Annotated in this window: 23 protein-coding genes; 7 read left to right on the top strand and 16 right to left on the bottom strand. The window is 59.5% G+C overall.

The annotated features are described in order from the left end of the window. The first annotated feature begins 70 nt into the window (after nucleotides 1–70). The 7 genes from CFB10_RS07355 (at nucleotide 71) to CFB10_RS07385 (ending at nucleotide 6,278) form a co-directional block, all read left to right on the top strand. Complete coding sequence (locus CFB10_RS07355) at nucleotides 71–844, top strand: ABC transporter permease (RefSeq protein WP_020011223.1); 774 nt, start codon at nucleotides 71–73, stop codon at nucleotides 842–844. Further along, on the top strand, nucleotides 844–1,629 hold the full coding sequence (locus tag CFB10_RS07360) for an ABC transporter ATP-binding protein (RefSeq protein WP_020011222.1): 786 nt from the start codon (nucleotides 844–846) through the stop codon (nucleotides 1,627–1,629). Before CFB10_RS07355 ends, CFB10_RS07360 begins: the two co-directional genes overlap by 1 nt. Nucleotides 1,630–1,664: 35 nt before the next feature. Beyond that, the gene (gene hutC, locus CFB10_RS07365) at nucleotides 1,665–2,402 is read left to right on the top strand and encodes a histidine utilization repressor (protein WP_020011221.1); all 738 of its coding nucleotides are present in this window, start codon (nucleotides 1,665–1,667) and stop codon (nucleotides 2,400–2,402) included. A gap of 193 nt (nucleotides 2,403–2,595) precedes the next feature. After that, nucleotides 2,596–3,747, top strand: a complete 1,152-nt coding sequence (gene exbB, locus CFB10_RS07370; RefSeq protein WP_026363833.1) for a tonB-system energizer ExbB — start codon at nucleotides 2,596–2,598, stop codon at nucleotides 3,745–3,747. A 6-nt stretch (nucleotides 3,748–3,753) separates the two neighbouring features. Continuing rightward, a complete protein-coding gene (exbD, locus tag CFB10_RS07375) occupies nucleotides 3,754–4,233 on the top strand; it encodes a TonB system transport protein ExbD (RefSeq protein ID WP_020011219.1) in 480 nt (159 codons plus the stop codon). Further along, nucleotides 4,230–5,156 carry a TonB family protein gene (locus CFB10_RS07380; protein ID WP_020011218.1) on the top strand — a complete coding sequence of 309 codons (927 nt, stop codon included), beginning with the start codon at nucleotides 4,230–4,232 and terminating at the stop codon, nucleotides 5,154–5,156. Before exbD ends, CFB10_RS07380 begins: the two co-directional genes overlap by 4 nt. A 132-nt stretch (nucleotides 5,157–5,288) precedes the next feature. Further along, nucleotides 5,289–6,278: an Ldh family oxidoreductase gene (locus CFB10_RS07385; RefSeq protein ID WP_020011217.1), complete on the top strand. Its 990-nt coding sequence runs from the start codon at nucleotides 5,289–5,291 to the stop codon at nucleotides 6,276–6,278. Between the two features lie 225 nt (nucleotides 6,279–6,503). Here the strand turns inward: CFB10_RS07385 and CFB10_RS07390 are convergent, their stop codons facing one another. The 16 genes from CFB10_RS07390 to phnG form a co-directional block, all read right to left on the bottom strand. After that, nucleotides 6,504–6,749 carry a transcriptional regulator gene (locus CFB10_RS07390; protein WP_020011216.1) on the bottom strand — a complete coding sequence of 82 codons (246 nt, stop codon included), beginning with the start codon at nucleotides 6,747–6,749 and terminating at the stop codon, nucleotides 6,504–6,506. 465 nt (nucleotides 6,750–7,214) lie between these two features. Beyond that, nucleotides 7,215–8,255 (bottom strand): AraC family transcriptional regulator, encoded by a 1,041-nt coding sequence (locus CFB10_RS07395; protein ID WP_020011215.1) that lies wholly within the window; start codon nucleotides 8,253–8,255, stop codon nucleotides 7,215–7,217. Nucleotides 8,256–8,342: 87 nt separating this feature from the next. Continuing rightward, on the bottom strand, nucleotides 8,343–8,942 hold the full coding sequence (gene phnN, locus CFB10_RS07400) for a phosphonate metabolism protein/1,5-bisphosphokinase (PRPP-forming) PhnN (RefSeq protein ID WP_020011214.1): 600 nt from the start codon (nucleotides 8,940–8,942) through the stop codon (nucleotides 8,343–8,345). Then, nucleotides 8,939–10,075 (bottom strand): alpha-D-ribose 1-methylphosphonate 5-triphosphate diphosphatase, encoded by a 1,137-nt coding sequence (locus CFB10_RS07405; RefSeq protein ID WP_020011213.1) that lies wholly within the window; start codon nucleotides 10,073–10,075, stop codon nucleotides 8,939–8,941. Before CFB10_RS07405 ends, phnN begins: the two co-directional genes overlap by 4 nt. Further along, nucleotides 10,072–10,770 carry a DUF1045 domain-containing protein gene (locus CFB10_RS07410; RefSeq protein ID WP_020011212.1) on the bottom strand — a complete coding sequence of 233 codons (699 nt, stop codon included), beginning with the start codon at nucleotides 10,768–10,770 and terminating at the stop codon, nucleotides 10,072–10,074. Before CFB10_RS07410 ends, CFB10_RS07405 begins: the two co-directional genes overlap by 4 nt. A 273-nt stretch (nucleotides 10,771–11,043) precedes the next feature. Beyond that, nucleotides 11,044–12,393, bottom strand: coding sequence for a phosphonate ABC transporter, permease protein PhnE (gene phnE, locus CFB10_RS07415; RefSeq protein WP_020011211.1), 1,350 nt, complete (start codon nucleotides 12,391–12,393; stop codon nucleotides 11,044–11,046). Next, nucleotides 12,393–13,379: a phosphonate ABC transporter, permease protein PhnE gene (phnE, locus tag CFB10_RS07420; RefSeq protein WP_026363831.1), complete on the bottom strand. Its 987-nt coding sequence runs from the start codon at nucleotides 13,377–13,379 to the stop codon at nucleotides 12,393–12,395. Before phnE (CFB10_RS07420) ends, phnE (CFB10_RS07415) begins: the two co-directional genes overlap by 1 nt. Before the next feature lie 70 nt (nucleotides 13,380–13,449). After that, on the bottom strand, nucleotides 13,450–14,355 hold the full coding sequence (phnD, locus tag CFB10_RS07425; protein WP_003524413.1) for a phosphonate ABC transporter substrate-binding protein: 906 nt from the start codon (nucleotides 14,353–14,355) through the stop codon (nucleotides 13,450–13,452). Nucleotides 14,356–14,440: 85 nt separating this feature from the next. Continuing rightward, complete coding sequence (phnC, locus tag CFB10_RS07430) at nucleotides 14,441–15,301, bottom strand: phosphonate ABC transporter ATP-binding protein (RefSeq protein WP_020011207.1); 861 nt, start codon at nucleotides 15,299–15,301, stop codon at nucleotides 14,441–14,443. Nucleotides 15,302–15,539: 238 nt separating this feature from the next. After that, a complete protein-coding gene (locus CFB10_RS07435) occupies nucleotides 15,540–16,157 on the bottom strand; it encodes a DapH/DapD/GlmU-related protein (protein ID WP_020011206.1) in 618 nt (205 codons plus the stop codon). Continuing rightward, the gene (phnL, locus tag CFB10_RS07440) at nucleotides 16,154–16,861 is read right to left on the bottom strand and encodes a phosphonate C-P lyase system protein PhnL (protein ID WP_020011205.1); all 708 of its coding nucleotides are present in this window, start codon (nucleotides 16,859–16,861) and stop codon (nucleotides 16,154–16,156) included. The genes CFB10_RS07435 and phnL overlap by 4 nt, the downstream gene beginning before the upstream one ends. Before the next feature lie 4 nt (nucleotides 16,862–16,865). Further along, nucleotides 16,866–17,642, bottom strand: a complete 777-nt coding sequence (gene phnK / locus CFB10_RS07445) for a phosphonate C-P lyase system protein PhnK (RefSeq protein WP_003524419.1) — start codon at nucleotides 17,640–17,642, stop codon at nucleotides 16,866–16,868. Beyond that, nucleotides 17,639–18,541 carry an alpha-D-ribose 1-methylphosphonate 5-phosphate C-P-lyase PhnJ gene (locus CFB10_RS07450; protein ID WP_020011204.1) on the bottom strand — a complete coding sequence of 301 codons (903 nt, stop codon included), beginning with the start codon at nucleotides 18,539–18,541 and terminating at the stop codon, nucleotides 17,639–17,641. The genes phnK and CFB10_RS07450 overlap by 4 nt, the downstream gene beginning before the upstream one ends. Nucleotides 18,542–18,674: 133 nt before the next feature. Next, a complete protein-coding gene (locus CFB10_RS07455; RefSeq protein ID WP_020011203.1) occupies nucleotides 18,675–19,784 on the bottom strand; it encodes a carbon-phosphorus lyase complex subunit PhnI in 1,110 nt (369 codons plus the stop codon). Nucleotide 19,785: 1 nt separating this feature from the next. Beyond that, nucleotides 19,786–20,394: a phosphonate C-P lyase system protein PhnH gene (gene phnH / locus CFB10_RS07460; protein ID WP_020011202.1), complete on the bottom strand. Its 609-nt coding sequence runs from the start codon at nucleotides 20,392–20,394 to the stop codon at nucleotides 19,786–19,788. Continuing rightward, nucleotides 20,394–20,855 carry a phosphonate C-P lyase system protein PhnG gene (gene phnG, locus CFB10_RS07465; RefSeq protein WP_020011201.1) on the bottom strand — a complete coding sequence of 154 codons (462 nt, stop codon included), beginning with the start codon at nucleotides 20,853–20,855 and terminating at the stop codon, nucleotides 20,394–20,396. Before phnG ends, phnH begins: the two co-directional genes overlap by 1 nt. Nucleotides 20,856–20,894: the final 39 nt, after the last annotated feature.

Consider the following 20,894-nt stretch of genomic DNA (forward strand, 5'->3'; position numbering starts at 1 on the left):
ATCACGACAGGCGCACGGCGCTCTGATGGCGCGGCGAAAATGCCGCGCCGGTTTTTTAGACAGGCGACAGATGCAACCTCTTCAACCCATAAAGAACAGTACGAGGATTATCCTCGGCATCCTGTTCTTCGTGCTGTTTTTCTCCGCCTGGGGCTTTGCCACGCTGGGCGGCTTCGTGTCGCCAACCTTTCTGGCCGACCCCATTACCATGCTGAAGGACGGCATCTATCTTCTGACCGATCAGGGGTTTGCCAGCGATATCGGCATGACGATCTGGCGCGTGGTGGGTGGTTTCGTGCTGGCGTCGCTCATTGCCGTGCCGGTTGGCATCGCCATGGGAGCTTATAAGCCCATCGAGGCGCTGCTTGAACCCTTCGTCTCCTTCGCACGCTATCTGCCGGCTTCCGCCTTCGTGCCGCTCCTCATTCTCTGGGCCGGTATCGGCGAGATGCAGAAGCTGCTGGTGATTTTCATCGGTGCAGTGTTCCAGATTATCCTGATGGTGGCCGTGGCTGTCGCCGGCACGCGACGGGATCTGGTGGAGGCAGCCTATACGCTGGGCGCGAAGGACCGGGGCGTGGTGCGTCGTGTCCTCATTCCCGCCAATGCGCCCGATATTGCCGAAATCCTCCGCCTCGTTCTCGGCTGGGCCTGGACCTATGTCATCGTGGCGGAACTGATCGGCGCATCCTCGGGTATCGGTTATATGATCATCAACAGCCAGGCGCTGATGGCGACCGGCCAGATCATCTTCGGCATCATCGTCATCGGCATTATTGGCCTTATTTCGGATTTTGCATTCAAATCGCTGAACCGGAAGCTTTTCGCCTGGAGGCTTGCCTGATGAGCGAACTCGTTATCAAGGGCGTCAGCCGCACCTTTCCCGGCGTTCAGGGCGGGCAGCCGACGCTGGCCTTGCAGCCGACGAATCTGGAAATCCCCCGCAATGATTTCGTCACCATCCTCGGCCCGTCGGGATGCGGGAAATCAACCCTGCTGCGCATCATCGCCGGTCTCGACCGTCCGACAACGGGCGAGGTATTGTTGTCGGGCAAGGCGGTGACGGGCCCGGGGGCGGATCGCGGCATGGTGTTCCAGTCCTACACGCTGTTTCCCTGGCTGACGATCCGCGAAAACGTTGCTTTCGGCCTTCGTGAGCGCGGCGTGGCCGAGAAGGAGAAGTGGGAGATCGTCGATAGCTATATCGACAAGGTCGGCCTGCGCGGCTTCGAAAACCATTGGCCGAAACAATTGTCCGGCGGCATGCAGCAGAGAACGGCGATCGCCCGCGCTCTGGCGAACGGCCCGAAAATCCTGCTGCTCGATGAGCCTTTCGGCGCTCTCGACAACCAGACGCGCGGGCTGATGCAGGAATTGTTGCTCGGCATCTGGGAGCGGGAGCAGAAGACGGTCATTTTCGTCACCCATGATATCGAGGAGGCGGTCTTCATGGCGTCGCGTGTGGTGACAATGTCCGCAAGGCCGGGCCGCATCAAGTCCATCACTCCGGTCGACCTGCCGCATCCGCGCCACTACACCGTGAAGGCCAGCCCGGAATTTTCTGAGCTGCGCGCCAAGCTTACGGAGGAAATACGCAGCGAGGCGATTGCCGCCGCTGCCCATGGATAGTTGATCCAGCAAAAGGGGAGGATGGAAGTATCGGGATGAGGAGCACAGGCGCCGATCTTCAGGAGAAATCGCTGCACGAGCGCATCCGCAATGATGTCGAGCGCCACATCATGTCGGGCGAATGGCCGCCGGGATACCGTATTCCCTTCGAACACGAGATGACCCGGCAATATGCCTGTTCGCGCATGACGGTGAACAAGGCTCTCGGCGAACTGGTGCAGCGAGGCCTGATTGAAAGACGCCGGCGTCTCGGCACTTTCGTTCGTCAGCCCCATGCGCAATCAGCCGTGCTGGAGATCCATGACATTGAACGGGAGGTGCAGGCGCTCGGTCTCGTTTACGGTTATCGTCTCGACAAGCGACATCTGCGCCCTGCAGGGGAAAAAGACGGCGCAGCCATGGCCCTTGCGGCCGATGCCCCGGTTCTGCAACTCACCTGCACGCATTTTGCCGGCGGCGTTCCCTTTTGCCTTGAAGAGCGCATCATCAATACAACCGCCGTTCCAGAGGCGGAATTTGCGGATTTTTCGCAGGTCGGGCCAGGAACTTGGCTGCTGAAGATGGTGCCCTGGAGCGCTGCCGAACATCGTATCAGCGCCGTTTCCGCCGACCGTAAAAATGCGATGGCGCTGGGTATCGCTTCCGGTGCGGCCTGTCTGGTCATCGATCGGCGGACCTGGCATGGGACGGACTACATAACCCGCGTTCGGGTCACTTATCCCGGCGATCGACATGCGCTCGTTGCGCAGTTTTCACCGTCACAGAACAGCTGAAGACCGTCGATCGGTCAATTTTTTGTAAAGAAGAGTTTACGGGTCGTCTTTTGGCAATATAATAGTTGTCAAAAGAACTCAGGTTTATTATCGGAACGTCAAGCTTTCGCGACGGTATCCGTTCATGGCCCCGGTTTTCAGGAACCGGCCAATCTGCGGATGAGTTCATCGACGGAAATCCGGGATAAAAATTATGTCAGCTGAGACCTCAACTTCTTCCGCATCTTTCAACAGGGCAAACACAACACGGCATCTCTCTCTTGCCATGGCTGTCACCTTGCTGGCCGGCTTAAGCGCCGGCGCGGTTTTCGCTCAGACGGCGCCGGAAGCCCAGACGCAGCCCACGCCGCAAACGGAAGCGGTTCAGCCCGCCCAGCCTGCAACACCGAGCGCTCCGGCCGCCGCGCCCCTTCCGCCTTCGACGACTGCGTCGGAACAGCCGGCCGCTACCGCACCGTCGCAGCCCCAGCCTGCACCTACGCAGCCCGCGACAGATATTGTGCCGCAGCCGACGCAGACCGAGCAGCCCGCGCAGGCGAACCAGACGGCCGCGCCGAATGAAGCCGCGACCCCGATAGAGCCTGTCAGCGCTGCGCCCGCAAGCGCCGAACATCGTGCGGATATCCCGCACAACCTGTCTCCCTGGGGCATGTTCATGGCGGCGGACTGGGTCGTGAAGGGCGTGATGATCGGTCTTGCCTTCGCATCGCTGGTCACCTGGACGGTCTGGGTGGCAAAATCAATTGAGCTTGCGGGTGCGCGGGTGCGCGCCGGCGCGACGCTCAAGGTTATTCGCAGGGCAAAAACTCTGAACGAGGCCACCGAGGCCGTCGAGAAGAAGGGCGGCCCGGCAGCGTTGATGCTGCGCATGGCAACCCATGAAATGCAGCTTTCCGATGCGGTGGTGGAACACACGGATGGCGGCGGCATCAAAGAACGTGTCTCCTCGGCCCTGTCGCGTATCGAAACCCATGCGGGTCGCCGCATGTCGCGCGGAACGGGTGTTCTGGCGACCATCGGTTCCACCGCCCCCTTTGTCGGCCTGTTCGGCACCGTCTGGGGCATCATGAACTCCTTCATCAGCATTTCGGAATCGCAGACCACCAATCTTGCTGTTGTCGCGCCGGGTATTGCCGAGGCGCTGCTGGCGACCGCCATCGGTCTCGTTGCCGCTATTCCGGCCGTTGTGATCTACAACGTCTTTGCCCGCTCCATCACCGGATACCGTCATCTGCTGGCGGACGCCGCAGCCGGCGTGGAACGCCTTGTCAGCCGCGACCTCGATTTCCGCCGCATTCCGCCGGGCAGCGCCAGCAAGCCCGCGGTGTCGCTGGTTGGACGGTGATCGGTCATGGCTGGCGGCATTCGCGAAAATAGCGGAGACGATCTCTCCGAAAACCACGAGATCAACGTTACGCCCTTCATCGACGTGATGCTTGTTCTGCTCATCATCTTCATGGTGGCCGCACCGCTCGCCACCGTCGACGTGAATGTCGATCTGCCGGCATCCACTGCCAAACCGGCGGAGCGCCCGGAAGAGCCGCTTTATCTGACGGTCAAGGACGATATGTCGCTCAATCTCGGAAATGATGCGGTTGCCCGCGAAGCCTTGGCGGCCGCCATCGACCGGCAGACCGGCGGCAAGAAGGATACGCGCATCTTCCTGCGCGCCGATAAAGCGGTCGATTACGGTCACTTCATGGAAATCATGAACCTGCTGAGAGATGCCGGCTATCTGAAGATCGCCCTTGTAGGGCTGGAAAACGCGGCTGCCGCATCGCAGCCCGCCGTTGGCCAACCAGCACCGGCGGGGCAGGGAACCGCGCCATGAGTGAAAACGGCTATCCGCAGGCCCGGCATTCCCGTCTCGGGGAAGTGATGCTGTGGTCCGCCGCGGCGGTGCTCATGCTGAGCGTTCATGCCGGGTTTGCCTATTATCTGATGCAGGAGCCCGAGGAGGTGGATGCCGGTGGGCCACCGCCTGCCGCGATCATGATCGAAATGGCGGCGATACCGGAAGCCGTCCACACCGAAGAAACGACGCAGGCGCAGGATGTCGAAGACGCCGAAGAGGTAAAGAGCGACAGCAGCGAACCGGTCGAGGAAGCAGCCCCGGAAGAGCCGCCGCCACCGGAGCCGGTTGCGGAAACGCCTCCGCCGGAGCCGGTACAGCCGCCCGAACCGCCGGTCGAGGAAATCGTCGAACCGCAAGAAATTCCCGAGCCGGCGGAGCCGATCGATCCCTTTCAGGAGCAGATGATGGCGGAACTCGAAAATGTCGAGGTTCCCTTGCCCGTCATACGGCCTCCGCCGCCACCTGTCGAAAAAAAGGTGGAAAAGAAAGAGCCGGAAGAAAAAAAGAAGGTCGAGCGCCAGCGTCCCAAACCGCAGCAGGCCTCGGACTTTCGCGAAACGGCGAAGGCAGAAGCCCAGCAGTCAGACCGAACTGCTGCATCGCGCAGCAATGCCGGCTTCTTCTCGTCCTCGTCTGCCTCGCCGGCGAAATGGGGATCGAAGGTCCGTTCGCATATTCAACGGCGCAAGCCCCGGTCTCTGCGCAGTGATGCTATGACGGCGACGGTTCGTTTCAGGGTCAATGATGCTGGCGCCATCAGCGGGGTCAGCGTTGTGCAGTCCACAGGCGATTCCTCTATCGACCAGCAGATTGCGGCATGGATTCAGAGCGCGTCACCTGTGCCTGCTCCACCTCCGGACGCAAACAAAACGATCACACTGCCGATCAGCATCCGCTAGGCCGCCTGCTTAAGTCACCCCTTGGGTATGCTCACTATTCCTCATGCGCGGCCCGTTTGGGCATGAATAACATTTCACGAATGTTTTTGATGGTGTAGGTCTTATCGACTTCAAAAGCAGAGGCATTCCGGAATGAAATTCTCAATCGCAGAGGCGGAGGATCTCGTATCCTCTATCTTTCAGCGCAATGGCGTTCTGCCGCAAAACGCCCTTTCGGTAGCGAAGGCGCTTGTCGCCTCCGAGGCGGCTGGCCAGGGTGGCCACGGTTTTCGTCGCATCCCCGTTTATGTCCGTCAGGCGAGGGTTGGAAAGGTTGATGGCAAGGCGTGTCCGGTGGCGACGCGCGTGAAGCCGGGTTTGCTCTCCATCAACGCCAACCACGGTTACGCCTATCCGGCGATCGATTGCGCCCTTGAGGAATTGCCTGAAATGGCCCGGCAGCAGGGCATCGCGCTTGCAGCGATCCACCGCTCTCATCATGCGGGCGTCATGGCGCTGACCGTCGAGCGGCTCGCCGAAATGGGCCTTGTTGCACTCATGTTCGCCAACGCGCCTGCATCCATGGCGCCATGGGGTGGCAGTAAACCGCTTTATGGAACCAATCCAATCGCCTTCGCCACCCCTGTCGGCGGCGCCGATCCGCTGGTCATCGATCTCGCGCTCTCCAAGGTCGCTCGCGGAAAGATCATGGCCGCCCGCCAGAAGGGTGAAACGATACCCGGCGACTGGGCGCTCGACCGAAACGGCCGGCCGACGACCGATCCCGAAGAGGCAATAGAGGGAACCATGGTGCCTGCAGGCGAGGCCAAGGGTGCTGCGCTGGCGTTGATGGTGGAAATCATGGCCGCTGCGATTACCGGCGGAAACTTCGCATTCCAGGCTTCTTCCCTTCTGGACGACAAGGGCGCCCCGCCCTCTCTCGGCCACACGATCATCGCGATCGACCCAGTGTCGTCAGGTGGAGCGGCCTTTACCGAGCGGCTGGCGCTTATCGCCGGCGAGATAGAAAAGCAGGAAAATGTGCGTCTGCCCGGTCGCCGCAGCCAGGGTATTCGTAAACAGGCGCTGGAAAGCGGCATCGTGATCGAAAGCGATATCCTGGCCGAAATTCAATCGCTCTAAAGTCTCCAGAATAATAAAACCCGGCGGGTCGAATAGGACCCGCCGGGCAAACCGTAAATGGCTGCTTTGCATCTGCGTCGATAGGGCGGGACATCATGTCCAGCCCGCTTTTGGTCCGCCATCCCGCCATTGATATGGAAGGATTTTGACGCAGAAAGCCGCTCATTCGGTTTTCAGCTTACGGGAGGGGACGTTTCACGTAAGCCTGGATTGTGCAGGTGGCGGTTATGCGTCCTGTTCGATCAAGCCGCGCAGCAGTGCTATGCTGACAGCGTTAAGCAGATTGGCCGCGCCCAGCCTTTGGCGCACGCGTTCAAGAGTATCCTTCACGTCTGCTTCGTCCGCACCTGTAATCAACGCGACGTGGGAGGGATGCTTGCCTCTCGCGACCAGCCCGAGATATTGCCGCTCGAGTTCCGAAAGGATGATTCCGCGTGTCTGGCGATGTTTATGCGGCGTATTTGAAGACATTTTCTTTCAGCCTCAAAAGAGATTGACCTTCCCGGGGGCGCGATCAGGCAATGATTCACTCCCCGAAACCAGCTCGCTAACCGCTCTGTCTACACGCGAACAGAAACGTTAGTTTCGCCAATAGGTTTCATCCGGCATCGGGAATTATGCAGTAAAAGGCCGCCTTCGCAGCCAGCCGATCCCGGCGTAGACGCTCTATTCTGGGCATTGAAGGGAATTGCGACACCGATATCGCCGGAGACCATAATCGGTTCGGCGCGAAGGCAACTTCAAGGCTCTGGAATGTTTTTCGTCACACCCTAAGGATATGCGGCGCTCTAATAGACGATGCGCTGCATCGATAGAATAACATCGCGCGCCAAGTTTTTCATTTTATTGTTATGGTTCGGCACATGTTGCGATGATAGGCGACATATTTCTTAAATTAAATGCCTCATTCCGAAATATTGATGCCGTCAACATGTATTATCCGGCGGAATGATGCGCGTGTTTCTTGCGAATGTCCGTGGGTGTCGCCCCGAACCAGCGGGAAACGGAACGCGAAAACGCACCTGGCGTCGAATAGCCAAGTCTGTAACTGATGTCGGATACCGGAAGATCGCTTTCCACGAGGAGTTTATAACCGGCGTTTTTGCGAATGGCATCCTTTATCTCGTTGAGATTGGTGCCGAGCTCAGCGAGCCGCCGTTGAAAACTCCGCTCCGACAGGTTGAAATAGGGAGCGATCTCGCCGAGCGAAAGCTCGGCATCAGAGAGCCGCATCTGCATATAACGCTTCACCTGATCGATGAAATGGGTCGCATCCGCCGATGTTTCCGGTCGCAACATGCGGCATTGCAGATTCATCAGCTCGAACAGCCGCTCATCCGCATTCGGATTGACCACATCGAGAAGTGATACCGGAAGACGCATGGTATGGATCGGCTGGGAAAAACTGACGCGTCTGGTCATTCTTTCTTTAAATAGCTGAATATTATTCGGTTTCGGCCGCTCCAGACCGATCTCGATCTGATTGATGCGATCTCCGAGAATATCACGGAGGCGCTGTACCAGGACGGCGAGCGACAAATCCACATATTGATCGCGTTTGGCAATCACCGGTGAGAAGGACCACGACAGGGTTACCTGCGTGGCATCCGTTACCATGGTGAAATTGCTGTTATTGGTGGCGTAATAAACATGGTCCTGAAGAAAACGCAGGAACGCCCGTACCGTCGGCGCGCTGATCAGCCCATATCCGAACGCGCCGGATGCACCCGCTGGAAAGGTGGAGGCGCATTGCAAACCGAAGGCGTCATCGCCGGAAATCAGTGCGCAGGTTTCGAGCAGACGGGAAAATCTATCGAGGCTGATGCGTTCCGTCAGGCTGCTGAATGTGGCGGGATCAATATCAAGAGCTTTGCAGATGGGAGCGATATCGATGCCCCTTGACCGGGCATAATTGCTGACGCCGGCAGCCAGGCCGGCCACCACACTTATCTCGTCACTGACCCTCTTTTCAGGCATCCCTCGCCTTGGCGCACCATGTTTGGAAATTGTCGCCTGATGGTAAGCCCTGAGACAGCGTTTGTCGAGCAGCCCGGCTGCGGGATTCTAAGTACGGCTGGAGCCGAGACTTTGCTCCAATAGCTGCATGATGGTTGTGCCGGCATCTTCGATTGCGCCGCTATTATCGACAGTCGTCACGTCGAAGTCCCCGACGACCGTCAGAGAGCTGCGTTCCAGCCGCCGGAGAATATCTTGCCGGCTTTCCCGCCCACGCTGCTCCAGCCGCCTTGCCAGCACGTCCGGCTGTGCGACGATGTTCACGACCTTGAGACGGGAAAAGGCGGTGCCGAAATGGGGCAGGGCGGAACGTGAGCCGTTGGCGATGACCACGTCTCCCGCGTCGAGATGATGATAGACGGCAACCGGGATTCCGTATTTCAGCCCATGCGCCTCCCAGGAAACTGCGAATGCGCCTGCATCTTTCAGGCGGTTGAATTCGTGCATCGAAACGGCGTTGTGATTTTCACCGCCCGCGTCGCCGCTGCGGGTTATGACGCGACGCGTAAAGTGGAAACCCGGCCGGCCGGAAAGCTGGGTCGCCGCAAAATCCATCAGTGTGTCCTTGCCGGCCCCGCTCGGGCCGACAACCACGATCATCGTACCGGGCGATTGTTCGCGTCGGTTATCCTGCCCATCGTCGGTCATGCCACGCGCTTGCCCTGACGCCAGACGGAACGGGCGACCGGCACGCCATCTTCACGGTGAACGCGGACCAGATCGGCCCGCAATCCCGTCGCAATACGACCGCGATCAACAAGGCCAACCGTCCGGGCGGGCGTGGCGGTGACCATGCGCAGCGCTTCCGGCAGGCTGATGGCTTCCACCTGGTCGGCAAGCAGGAACGGTGCGAAGAGCAGGCTGAACGGCACGTAGTCGGAAGAAAGAACATCCAGCACGCCGATCTCGGCGAGATCGCGGGCGGCGATATTGCCGGAATGGGACTTGCCACGGACGATGTTCGGCGCACCCATCAGCACGCTCATGCCGGCGCTGTGCGAGGCTTTTGCGGCTTCGACGCTGGTCGGGAATTCCGCCAGCTTCACGCCGTGGCCGATCGCTTCGCCCACATGCGCTTCGGTGGCGTCGTCATGGCTCGCAACGGTGATGCCACGCTCGGCGCAGCGGGCGGCCAGATAATCGCGGTGCTTGGTGGAATATTCCGCCGATGCAGCCTGCCGGCGACGCACGAATTCGGCGAAGGCCTCGTCGCTCAATCCGCGCTTCTTTTGATAATAGAAGATATACTGATCCATGGACTGGAACTGGCGCTGACCCGGGGAGTGGTCCATCAGCGAAATCAGCCGCACGCGCGGATCCGTTTCAAAGTCTTCGAAATGTTCGAGCACATCGGCGGAGGCCACTTCGCAGCGCAGATGCAGCAGGTGGTCTGCGCGCAGGCGGTTCTGATCCGCTGCCGCCTCGATGGCGTCAGCCATTTCCCGCATTTCGCCCTTCTGGAAGCCGCCATCCTCATCCGAACCAAGCCGCAGGCAGTCGAACACGGTGGTGATGCCGGAGGCGGCCACCTGCGCGTCATGCGCCTGAATGGCGGCGATCTTGTCCCAGATCACGCCGGGACGCGGCGAATAATGCTGTTCCAGATGGTCGGTATGCAGTTCCACCAGACCGGGGATCAGAAAGTCACCTTCAAGGTCTTCACCGGTTTTGGAAGCGCCCTCGCTGATATCGGCAATCTTGCCGTCGCGGATCAGGACGGATCCCAGAATAATATCGTCTTCCAGAACGATACGGGCATTGGAAAGGGCGTGCTCGGTCATGGGTTCGCATCTTTCTTTGGTGGCTGGCCAAGGGGGTGCCAGCTATGAACGGTAAAGGGTGCGCCGCGCGTTTCTTCAATGAACAAGGCGAGGCCGGAAATGGTGAGAGGCTTGTCAACGAATTCGGAAAATCGCGCCGAAAGCACCTCTTGCATGGCGGGCTGTTCGGTTTCATCGATGCGGCCGGTCAGCGTCATGTGAAAACGGAAATCGTCCATGACATGCGGATAACCCCAGAGCGACAGATTTTGCCGCTGGCTTTCCGTCAGCATCTGTGGCCGCCGACGGGCAATATCGGTCTCCGAGAGGGGTGCACGAAACCGGTCGAAATGGTCGACGATCTCGGCGGCAAAATCCTGCAGCGGTTGATAGATGCGGTCCGGGACCAGTGCGTAAAAAGGCCCTAGCGCACCGACAACGACCCGCGGAATCTCGAAGACGGACTGGCTGGCTGCGAAATCTTCAAAGGCCGAAAGTAGTTCCGCTTCGCTGTATTTTTCGGCAAGTTCGAAAGGAGCCTTCAGGGTCGCGTGGAAACCGTAGCGGCGAGGCTCCTCCGTCATATCGGCATAGTCGTCGTGGTCGTCATGCAATGTGCCGGAAAATGCATTGCGGCCCAGCCATCGTGACGCTGCCTCGGTCAACGGATGATCTTTAGCCGGAGAAAAATAGATGGCGTAGCGCACGGCAAGCACTCTTCAGTGTCATGGGAAACCAGGGATGAGAAGCTATTTGGCGTGACTCGCCCGCTTCCCGCAAGGTCAGGAGTGCGAGGTAATCGGTTTCCGTGACAGAATGATGATGCGGATGGAAAAAAGCGCATTCGAAATGCAGCAAATCTTCAGAATACGCCGAAGACACAGAAGGACATGACGAGGCGGTGCGGCTGGCAGAAATAAGGACTGTGCGAGTGTCCTGATGGGATGACGACCGTCGTTGCGACTCTCGTCATCCCACCCCATCAAAGCTCAGTGCTGTGTTTTGCCGATCAGGCGCGAACGCAGTGAATTGGAGATATGGTCGAACAGGAAAACGACCAGGAGAATAAGCAGAACCATATAGGCGACCTTGTCCCAGTCGGCATTGGTGCCCATTGCTTCCAGCAGCTTAAGACCAATGCCGCCCGCACCCACCGCACCGATGATGGTGGCGGAGCGCGTGTTGCTTTCCCAGAAATACAGCGATTGCGAAATGAAGACCGGCAGGACCTGCGGCAGCACACCGAAACGATTGACGGCAATCGGGGATGCGCCGACCGATTTGACGCCCTCGCGCTGCTTGTCATCGACATTCTCCAGCGCCTCGGCATAGACCTTGCCCAACGCTCCGGTATCGGTGAAGAAGATCGCGGCAATGCCGGGGATCGGTCCGGGGCCGAAACTACGGGTGAAGAACAGCGCCCAGATCAGCATGTCTATCGAGCGAAGGAAGTCGAACAGGCGCTTCATGCCCCAGTTGGCGGCCTTGTTGGCGGTGATGTTGCGTGCGGCGATAAAGGCGAGCGGCAGGGCGACGACTGTGCCGAACAGCGTGCCGACGAAGGCCATGACCAGTGTCTGCACCAGCTTGGAAAGAATATCCGCATGTTGCCAGACGCTGTTGTCGAGGAAATCATCGACCATGTGGCCGATATTGGAGCGTTCGGGATCGAGTCTTTCTCCCCACAGGGCGAGAGCGGCGAGTTCGCCATAACCCTTGCCCCAGAATTCCGATTGAGTGTCGAACAGGAAGTTCGCCCATCCGAGGAAGCGGCGCTGCACATAGACCTGGCTGGTGCGGATTTCGGCCTGACCGGCAAAACCGTAATGCACGAGGACCTTCTTGCCGTCCTGCTGGATTTCGGCGGGAAGACCCGGTGGTGCGACCGCTGCATCGTCATTGATGATAACGGGGTAGCTCTTGCCGTCGACATAAACATCCACCCGTGTCGTCGTCACGTCGAGGCGGTTGTCCGAGCCCGCATAGACGACGCTGTAGCCGCCATCCGGCAAAGGCTGCAGCCAGTCGATCTTTGCATCTGTGGGATATTGACCGCGGCTCGACCATTGCGGCTGAACCTTGCCGTCTTCGAAACGAAGGCGCGGCTGGGCGCGCCAGGAGTACCAGTCCTGAATATAGCTCGAGGCGCGATCCCAGCGGCCCTGCATGAAAGCCGGACCGACATTGAAAAAGAAAAAACAGCCGATGAGATAGACGGTGACGGCGAGAAGGCCGACGAGCAGACCATATCGCTGCATGAAACTGCGGTTGAACACTTGCGGATGTGCGGCCGTCAGTCTTTCGCGGTCGGCGGTGTTGAGAATGAAGCTGGACGACATCAGGCCGCTCCCCGTCCGAATTCAAAGGATTGTTGGCCGATCAGCCTGCGGCGCAGCCAGCTGGAGAACTGGTCGACGGCGATGATGGTGATCAGCAGAAGGATGATGATGGCATAGGTCTTCGACGCATGGTCGTTTCCGATCGACAGCCGGAAGACCTCGCCGATACCACCGCCGCCGACCGCACCGATAATGGTGGAGGCGCGCACGTTGATTTCGGCACGCAGCAAAGCGTAGGAGACGAAATTGGGCAGAACCTGCGGCACGATGGCGAAACGCACACGCTCCAGCCAGTTGGCGCCGGCGGCGCGCAGACCCTCATCCGGCTTCATGTCCGCATTTTCCACCACTTCGAAGAAGAGCTTGCCTAGCGCACCGATCGTGTGGACCGAAATCGCGATGATCGCCGCGATCGGACCGATCGACAGGATGGCGGTGAGCAGCCCGGCAACGACGATTTCCGGAAAGGCGCGCAGCACTTCCATCACCCGGCGCACCACCCAGCGCACGAGGCCGGCGCCGACGAGGTTGGTGGAGGCGAAGAAGCAGAGCACGAAGGCGAAGCCTGTACCGATGATGGTCGAGACGAGTGCGATGTTGAGGGTAATGATCAGCTGGTAGATGAAATGCGGTATGTAGAAACTGTCGGTGACGTAAACACGATCCGCAATATAATTATATTTCATCGAGCCGTTGTCATAGGGCGAGGGCAGGTCGAACATCGCCCGGACGATTTCCATCGGACTGTCGGGCACAAAGGTTTTCATGAAATCGAAAAAATACGGCAGGCGCTCGAAAAACTTGCCTGAATTGGCAGCATTGGCGAAATTCAGCGAGGCGGCGAGGATGACGAGAAAGATCACGAGCGAAATGACGGTATAGATCCGCCGCGTCGCAAGCTGCTGTTGATAGTGACGCATGACCGTCTGGGACGATGCGCTCAATCCCTCGGGCGAGAGGGTACCATGGTGCAGTGTGGTCGCCATGCCGCTTTTCCTTTATTGGCGAAAGCGGCGGCGCCGCAAGGCACCGCCGCTTCCGGATATGATCTGAGAATCAGCCGCCGATAACGGACTTACGGGCGTCGATGATCGTCTGATAGAAGGACGGATCGACCTTGATGTAGGCGGTGTTCTTGCCCTGCGTGTAACCCTGGAAGCAGGCGAGGTCCTTCTTCGGCAGTTCCATGAAGAAGTCTTCGACCTTCTTCTTCATGCTGTCGCCGAGCTTGTTGGCGACCATCAGCGGGCCGTTCGGGATCAGCGGCGACTTCCAGACTTCGACGATATCGTCCATGTCGAGGTTGCCCTTCTTCACCATCTGGTGAAGGTTGCCGCCGGAATAGCCCTCTTCCCACTTGCCAACGCCCGAACCGAAGGTGGTGCCAACGTCGAACTTCTTGTCGAGAACGGCGAGAACGAGGTTCTCATGGCCGCCGCCGAAGCCGGTTTCAGCGAAAAATTCCTTGATCGGCGTGCCGGTTTCCTTCGGGATGGCGACGTTCGGAACGAGGAAGCCGGAAGTGGAGTCAGGGTCGGCAAAGCCGATCTTCTTGCCCTTGGCGTCTGCCAGCTTCTTGATGCCGCTGTCCTTGCGGGCAACCATGATGGTGTAATAACCGCTGGAACCGTCAGAACCCGTATAGGTCAGGATCGGATCGACGGCCTTGGGGTCTGCGAGCGCGATCTTGGCGTAGGAGGACGCGCCCATGGAGGCGATGTCGATGGTGCCGCCGAGCAGGCCCTGGATGACGCCGTTATAGTCCGGCGACGGGAAAACCTGAACTTCGGAAACGCCGGTCGCGGCCTTCAGGCCATCGGCAACGCATTTCGTGCTGCGGATCATGTCGGCTTCGTTTTCGGAACCGTCGAGACCGATGCGCAGAACCTTGACGTCCTGAGCCATGGCGGAACCGGCCAGAACGCCAAGGGCGACTGCCGAAAGAAGGACTTTCTTCAACATGGACTTTCTCCTGTTTCCCGGCGAGCCGGAGTTTGTTGTGAAGTATCGGCCCTTGACGCGGGCGCAAACGATGCTGAGCGGTTCCTCAGAGCCCGGCGAGAGCGAGCGGTTCGGGGCCGGCAGATTGCTGCACCGGACGCGCGGCAAGCTGCGCGCCGGGAATGTTGATGCTGGTTGAGGTCATGGTCTCGTCGATGCCGGAGCCTTGAGAATCGGTTCCGTAAATCTCCGTGACGGCCGCAGCCGTCAGTTCGGCGGGTGTTCCGTCGAAGACGACGCGGCCCTGAGACATGCCGATGATGCGTTCGCAATAATTGCGCGCCGTATCCAGCGTATGCAGATTGGTCATGACGGTGATGCCTTCGCGCTCATTGATGTCGCGCAGCGCGTCCATGACGATCTTGGCGTTCAGAGGGTCAAGCGAGGCGATCGGCTCATCGGCCAGAACCATCTTCGGAGACTGCATCAGCGCACGCGCAATGGCGACGCGCTGCTGCTGACCGCCGGAAAGCGTGCCCGCCGCCTGCATGGCCACATGCTCGATGCCGAGCCGCTCCAGCGCGGCGATCGCCATCAGCCGCTCTTCATGGGTGAAGATGTTGAACAGGCTGAGAGCCGTCGAACGATGGTTGAGGCGGCCCAGCATGACATTGGTCAGCACGTCAAGGCGCGGCACCAGATTGAACTGCTGGAAGATCATGGCGCAGTCGCGCTGCCAGTTGCGGAGCGCCGCGCCCCTCAACGCCGAAACTTCCGTGTCGTTGAAATGAATGGAACCCGAGGAGGGATCAACGAGGCGGTTGATCATGCGCAGCAGCGTCGATTTTCCCGCACCCGAGCGTCCGATCACGCCGACCATCTGACCTTGCGGTATCTCGACATCAACGGAATCGACCGCAGTGTGCTTGCCGAAACGGCGCGTGACTTGCTTCAGGTGAAAGCTCATTTCCCCGTCCAATCTTCTTTTGACGGGGTTCGACGTAGCAGCGGTGCGTGAAGTGGGGATGTCAGTTTGATGAATAAAATATTACAGATTTCCCCGGGGCTTGGCGTCCACCTGTTCGCCGACGAAGCTCTCGGGAGGCATGTCAGGGCGTTGAAATTCGCCGGCATTTTAGAGTGTATCGACAAAAATCCCGGGGTTTCGCCCCGGGATTTGCACTTGCCTTGCCAGAGGTGAGATTTCACCCGCCATATTTTGCAGCGAAATCCTCGGCATCCAGGTTACGGAAATCGTCAAGAGCGACGCGCAATGTTGCGTGATCCCAATCCCACCACTTCAGATCATCCATTTTCCGGCCCAGCTCCGTCGGGAAGCGTTCCCGGATCAGCCGTGCGGGCACGCCGCCGACAATGGTATAGGGCGCAACGTCTTTCGAGACGACCGCACCCGCCCCGATCACCGCGCCGTTCCCAACTGTGACGCCGGGCAGGATCGTTGCGCCGTGGCCGATCCAGACATCGTGGCCGATCACCACGCGCTTGGCGCGGCGGGCGGCAAAGAAGTCCGTTTCATCCTCGGCGTCGTCCCAATAGCTGTGAGCGCGATAGGTGAAATGATGCAGCGTCGCCCGCTGCATAGGGTGATTGGTGGCGTTGATGCGGACGGAGGCGGCTATATTGACGAATTTGCCGATGGTGGCGCACCAGATCGCACCATCCTGCATGACATAGGAGTAATCGCCCATCTCTACTTCCTCGATGCGGCAGCGTTCCGAGATTTCGGTGTAGCGGCCGATCGAGGAATTGGTGACACGTGCGCTTTCGTGGATGACGGGTTCGAGACCGACTTTCACGCTCATGCGGCTGCCTTCCGGGGAGAGAACTGCGAGACGTCGAGAATTCGGTCCGCCACGGCTTCGCGCACTTCCTCATCATGGAATATGCCGAGCAGCGCCGTGCCTTTTTCTTTTTTCTCCCGGATCATGTCCACCACAACGCGCCGGTTGGTGGCGTCGAGCGAAGCCGTCGGCTCATCGAGAAGCAGGATCGCATGATCGGTGATGAAACCGCGTGCGATGTTGACGCGCTGCTGCTCACCACCCGAAAATGTCGCCGGCGGCAGCGACCATAGTTCCCGCGGCAGGTTGAGCTTCGAAAGCAATGCCGCCGCCTGCTCACGCGCCTCCTCATTGGCGACCTTGCGCGCCAGAAGCGGCTCGGCAACCACGTCGATGGCGGCGACACGCGGCACGGTGCGCAGGAACTGGCTGACATAACCGATGGTGCGGTGGCGGATATCGAGGATCTTGCGCGGCGAGGCATTGCCGATATCGATGACCTCACCCTCATGGCGGATGAGAATTTGCCCGCTGTCGATGGCGTAATTGCCATAGAGCATTTTCAGGATAGAGCTTTTGCCAATGCCCGAAGGGCCGCCGAGCACGACACATTCGCCGCTGGAGACGGAGAAATTGACATCGCGGACGACAGGCAGCTCGATGCCGTCGCGAAGATGCATGGTGAAGCTTTTGAAGACTTCCGAAACGATGAGAGGCGTCGTCATGGCGTCAAACCTGCAGAATAGAGGAAACAAGCAATTGCGTGTAGGGTTCGCGCGGGTCGTCCAGCACCCGGTCGGTCAGGCCGTGTTCGATGACATCGCCGCCCTTCATCACCATCATGCGGTGAGACAGCAGCCGCGCGACCGCCAGATCATGGGTGACAACGACAACGGCGAGACCGAGATCATTGACGAGGCCGCGGACCAGATCGAGCAGACGCGCCTGCACGGAGACATCGAGGCCACCGGTCGGCTCATCCATGAAGACGAGGCGCGGCGAGGTGACGAGGTTGCGGGCGATCTGCAGGCGCTGGCGCATGCCGCCTGAGAAGGCGCGGGGCTGGTCGTCGATACGGTCGGTGCCGATTTCCACCCGCTCCAGCCACTCGCTGGCCGATTGCCTGATATTGCCGTAATGCCTGTTGCCGACAGCCATCAGCCGCTCGCCGACATTGGCGCCGGCGGAAACGGCCATGCGCAGCCCATCTGCGGGGTTCTGGTGCACGAAACCCCAGTCCGTCCGCATCAGGAAACGCCGTTCGGCCTCACCCATATGATAGAGGTCACGCACCGAGCCGTCGCGCATGCGATATTCCACACTGCCCGCCGTTGGCATGAGACGGGTGGAAATGCAGTTGAGAAGCGTGGTTTTGCCGGAGCCGGATTCGCCGACGATTGCCAGAACCTCGCCGGGATAAAGCTCAAAGGAGACGTTGCGGCAACCGGCGCGGTCGCCATAATATTTGGAAACGTCCCTGACTTTCAAAAGCGGTGCGTCGCTCATTCTGCAGCCTCCTTTACTTCCGCCAGCAGATGGCCCTTGTGGCCATGGGCGCGGCGGTCCTCGCAATGGTCGGTATCGGAGCAGACGAACATCCGCCCGCCCTTGTCGTCCAGCACCACCTCGTCCAGATAGACATTCTCGCCGCCGCACAGCGCGCAGGGCTTGTCAAAGCGCTGGATCTCGAACGGATGGTCCTCGAAATCGAGGCTGACGACGTCGGTATAGGGCGGCACGGCATAGATGCGTTTTTCGCGTCCGGCGCCGAACAGCTGCAATGCGTCCGAGAGATGCATTTTCGGATTATCGAATTTCGGGGTCGGGGATGGATCCATCACATAACGCCCGGCAACCTTCACCGGGTAGGCATAGGTGGTGGAGATGCGGCCATTGCGGGCGATGTCCTCGTAAAGCTTGACGTGCATCAGGCCATATTCTTCCAGCGCGTGCATGACACGGGTTTCGGTTTCGCGCGGTTCGAGGAAGCGTAAGGGCTCAGGGATCGGAACCTGATAGACCAGGACCTGGCCCGAATGCAGCTCCTCTTCCGGAATACGGTGCCGCGTCTGGATGATGGTCGCGTCCCTGGTGCGGGTGGTGACGGCAACATTCGCCACCTTCTGGAAAAAGGCGCGGATGGAAACCGCGTTGGTGGTGTCGTCGGCGCCCTGGTCGATGACCTTCAGCACATCGTCGGGACCGAGGATGGATGCCGTCACCTGCACGCCTCCTGTGCCCCAGCCATAGGGCATGGGCATTTCGCGGGAAGCGAAGGGAACCTGATAACCGGGAATGGCGATGGCTTTCAGGATCGCCCGGCGAATCATCCGCTTGGTCTGTTCGTCAAGATAGGCGAAGTTGTAGGCAGCCAGCCCGTCGTCAAATGAAACTTCTTTAAGCATTGCGCGTTAGCCTTGTGAAAAAAGGAGTACAAGCTCATGGAGATTGGAATTCTTGCAGCCGTGTTCTTTGCTGTCTTTGCAGCATCGACCGTCTTTTGCGCCTTTTGGTTTGGTGAGCAGGGCAGCCGCTGAGCTATTCGGCCGCATCGCCCATCCATTCCGCGCCGTCGGCGTTAATCGCCTCGAAATCGGCGCGCATTTTCCTGACCAGACCGAGTTCGGCCTGAAAATCAACGTAATGCGGCAATTTCAGATGTTCGACGAAACCGGTCGCCTGCACATTGTCGGCGTGTGAGATGACGAATTCTTCATCCTGCGCGGGGGCAACGACATCTTCGCCGAATTCGCCCGCACGTAGCGCCCGGTCGACCAGCGACATGGCCATCGCCTTGCGTTCACTCTGACCGAACACCAGACCGTAACCGCGGGTGAATTGCGGCGGCGCCTTGGCCGACCCCTTGAACTGATTGACCATCTGGCATTCGGTGACCTGTATATCGCCGAGCGAGACAGCAAAGCCGAGTTCCGGCACGTTGAGTTCGATCTCCACCTCGCCGATGCGTATTTCGCCGACGAAGGGATGCGTGCGGCCATAACCGCGCTGCGTCGAATAGGCGAGTGCGAGAAGGAAGCCCTCATCACCGCGCGCCAGCGATTGCAGACGCAGGTCACGCGCCATCGGAAATTCCATCGGCTCCCGCGTCAGGTCGCCGGCAATATGATCATCAGGCATATCGCCGTCGCTTTCGATCAACCCTTCCTGGGCCAGAATATCGGAAACGCGCATGACATAATCAGGCTCGCCTTCGCGCTGGGTGGCGGTCTCGACTGTCTCGTCTTCCAAAAGAGCGGGGTCAAGCAGGCGATGGGTATAGTCGAAGGTCGGCCCCAGCAATTGTCCGCCGGGCAAATCCTTGTAGGTCGCGGAAACGCGCCGCTGCACGGTCATGCCGGCAGTGTCCACCGGAACCGAATAACCGAAACGCGGCAGCGTGGTGCGGTAGGCGCGCAACAGGAAGATGGCTTCGATCATGTCGCCGCGGGCCTGCTTGACGGCAAGCGCTGCAAGCGACTGATCATAAAGGGACGCTTCCGCCATCACGCGGTCGACGGCGAGAGAAAGCTGCGAAACGATCTGCGCAACGGTCATTGCGGGCAGGTCGCGGTCTCCGCGCCGCTTGTCGGCCAGAAGCCGGTGGGCGTTGGCGATGGCGGTCTCTCCGCCTTTGACAGCAACATACATCTTATGTCTCCACGGGTTTGATGCGCGTCGTGCGCGGCAGGCAGACAAATCGGTCGGCGGATGTCAGGATGATGTCGACGCCGCGCGGGAAAACGGCATTGTTTTCCGCCCACAGCCTCGGGAATATGTCCGGCAGGCCGGTGGGGCTGATGATGTTGACGTGGCGAATGCCGGGACCGGAGAGCAGCAGTTCCCGTCCACCGTCCAGATCAGGCAACTCGATGACAAGCGTTGTGGAGCGGTCGGGATATTCCTGGGTGCCCTGAGCGAAGAGACCGAAGGACGCAATGGCGCTTCCCGCCTCGATGACGGCGAAATGTGCCGCGCTTTTTTCTTCCGTCGCCACAGCCCCGGTGTGAAATCCGATCCAGCCCGGCACCGCGGTCTTGCGCAGCGGGCCGCTCAGCCAGACCGGCGTATCATGGTCGCAAAGCGCCAGCAGAACCGCGCCTGTTGCAACGCCAAGCGGTAGCGGTGGGGCGACCGCCGTTTCGATGGTCTGCGGTGTGCCCGGACGGGCCATGCCGTCCATCAGCTTTTTGAAAATCCGTTGGGAATCGAAGACGGTGTCAGAAAAACCGCCGGTCAGTGCTTCGGCCTTGACGCTCATCAATCCTCTCCTCGAACCATGGTGAAGAAATCGACCCGGGTGGCGGCAGTTTCTTTGGTCTTGCGCTGTTTTTCGGCGGTCAGCCTTTTTTCGACCGGGGAAAGAAGCTCAGTCTCGATGAAGTCCCGCGTCGGGCTTTCCTGCCAGAGGGCGTCGAAAACGGCGGCATACCAGGCCTTTTTGCGGCCGGTGCCAAGAACATGGGCGTGGCCCACGGTGCCGGATGCGAGCTTGATCGTTGCCCGGGTAACGGTGGTTTCACCCAGATTAAAAGGTGCGCCGCCGCCGCCGATACGACCCTTGACCATGACGAGGCCGGTTTCCGGCCCGCGCACATTTTCCGTCTGCGGGCTGGCATCCTGCCGGTTCCAGACGGTTTCGAGTTCCTGAACGGTGGCGCGGGCAAGAAGGGCCGCCACTCGCTTCCTCTCCGCATGTATATTCGCAGCTTCGTTATTCATCGCTTGACCTCTAATGTCTATTGATATAGACAACTATAC

Origin of the sequence: Agrobacterium sp. 719_389 (assembly GCF_900188475.1) — a bacterium.
Lineage (GTDB): Bacteria > Pseudomonadota > Alphaproteobacteria > Rhizobiales > Rhizobiaceae > Agrobacterium > Agrobacterium radiobacter.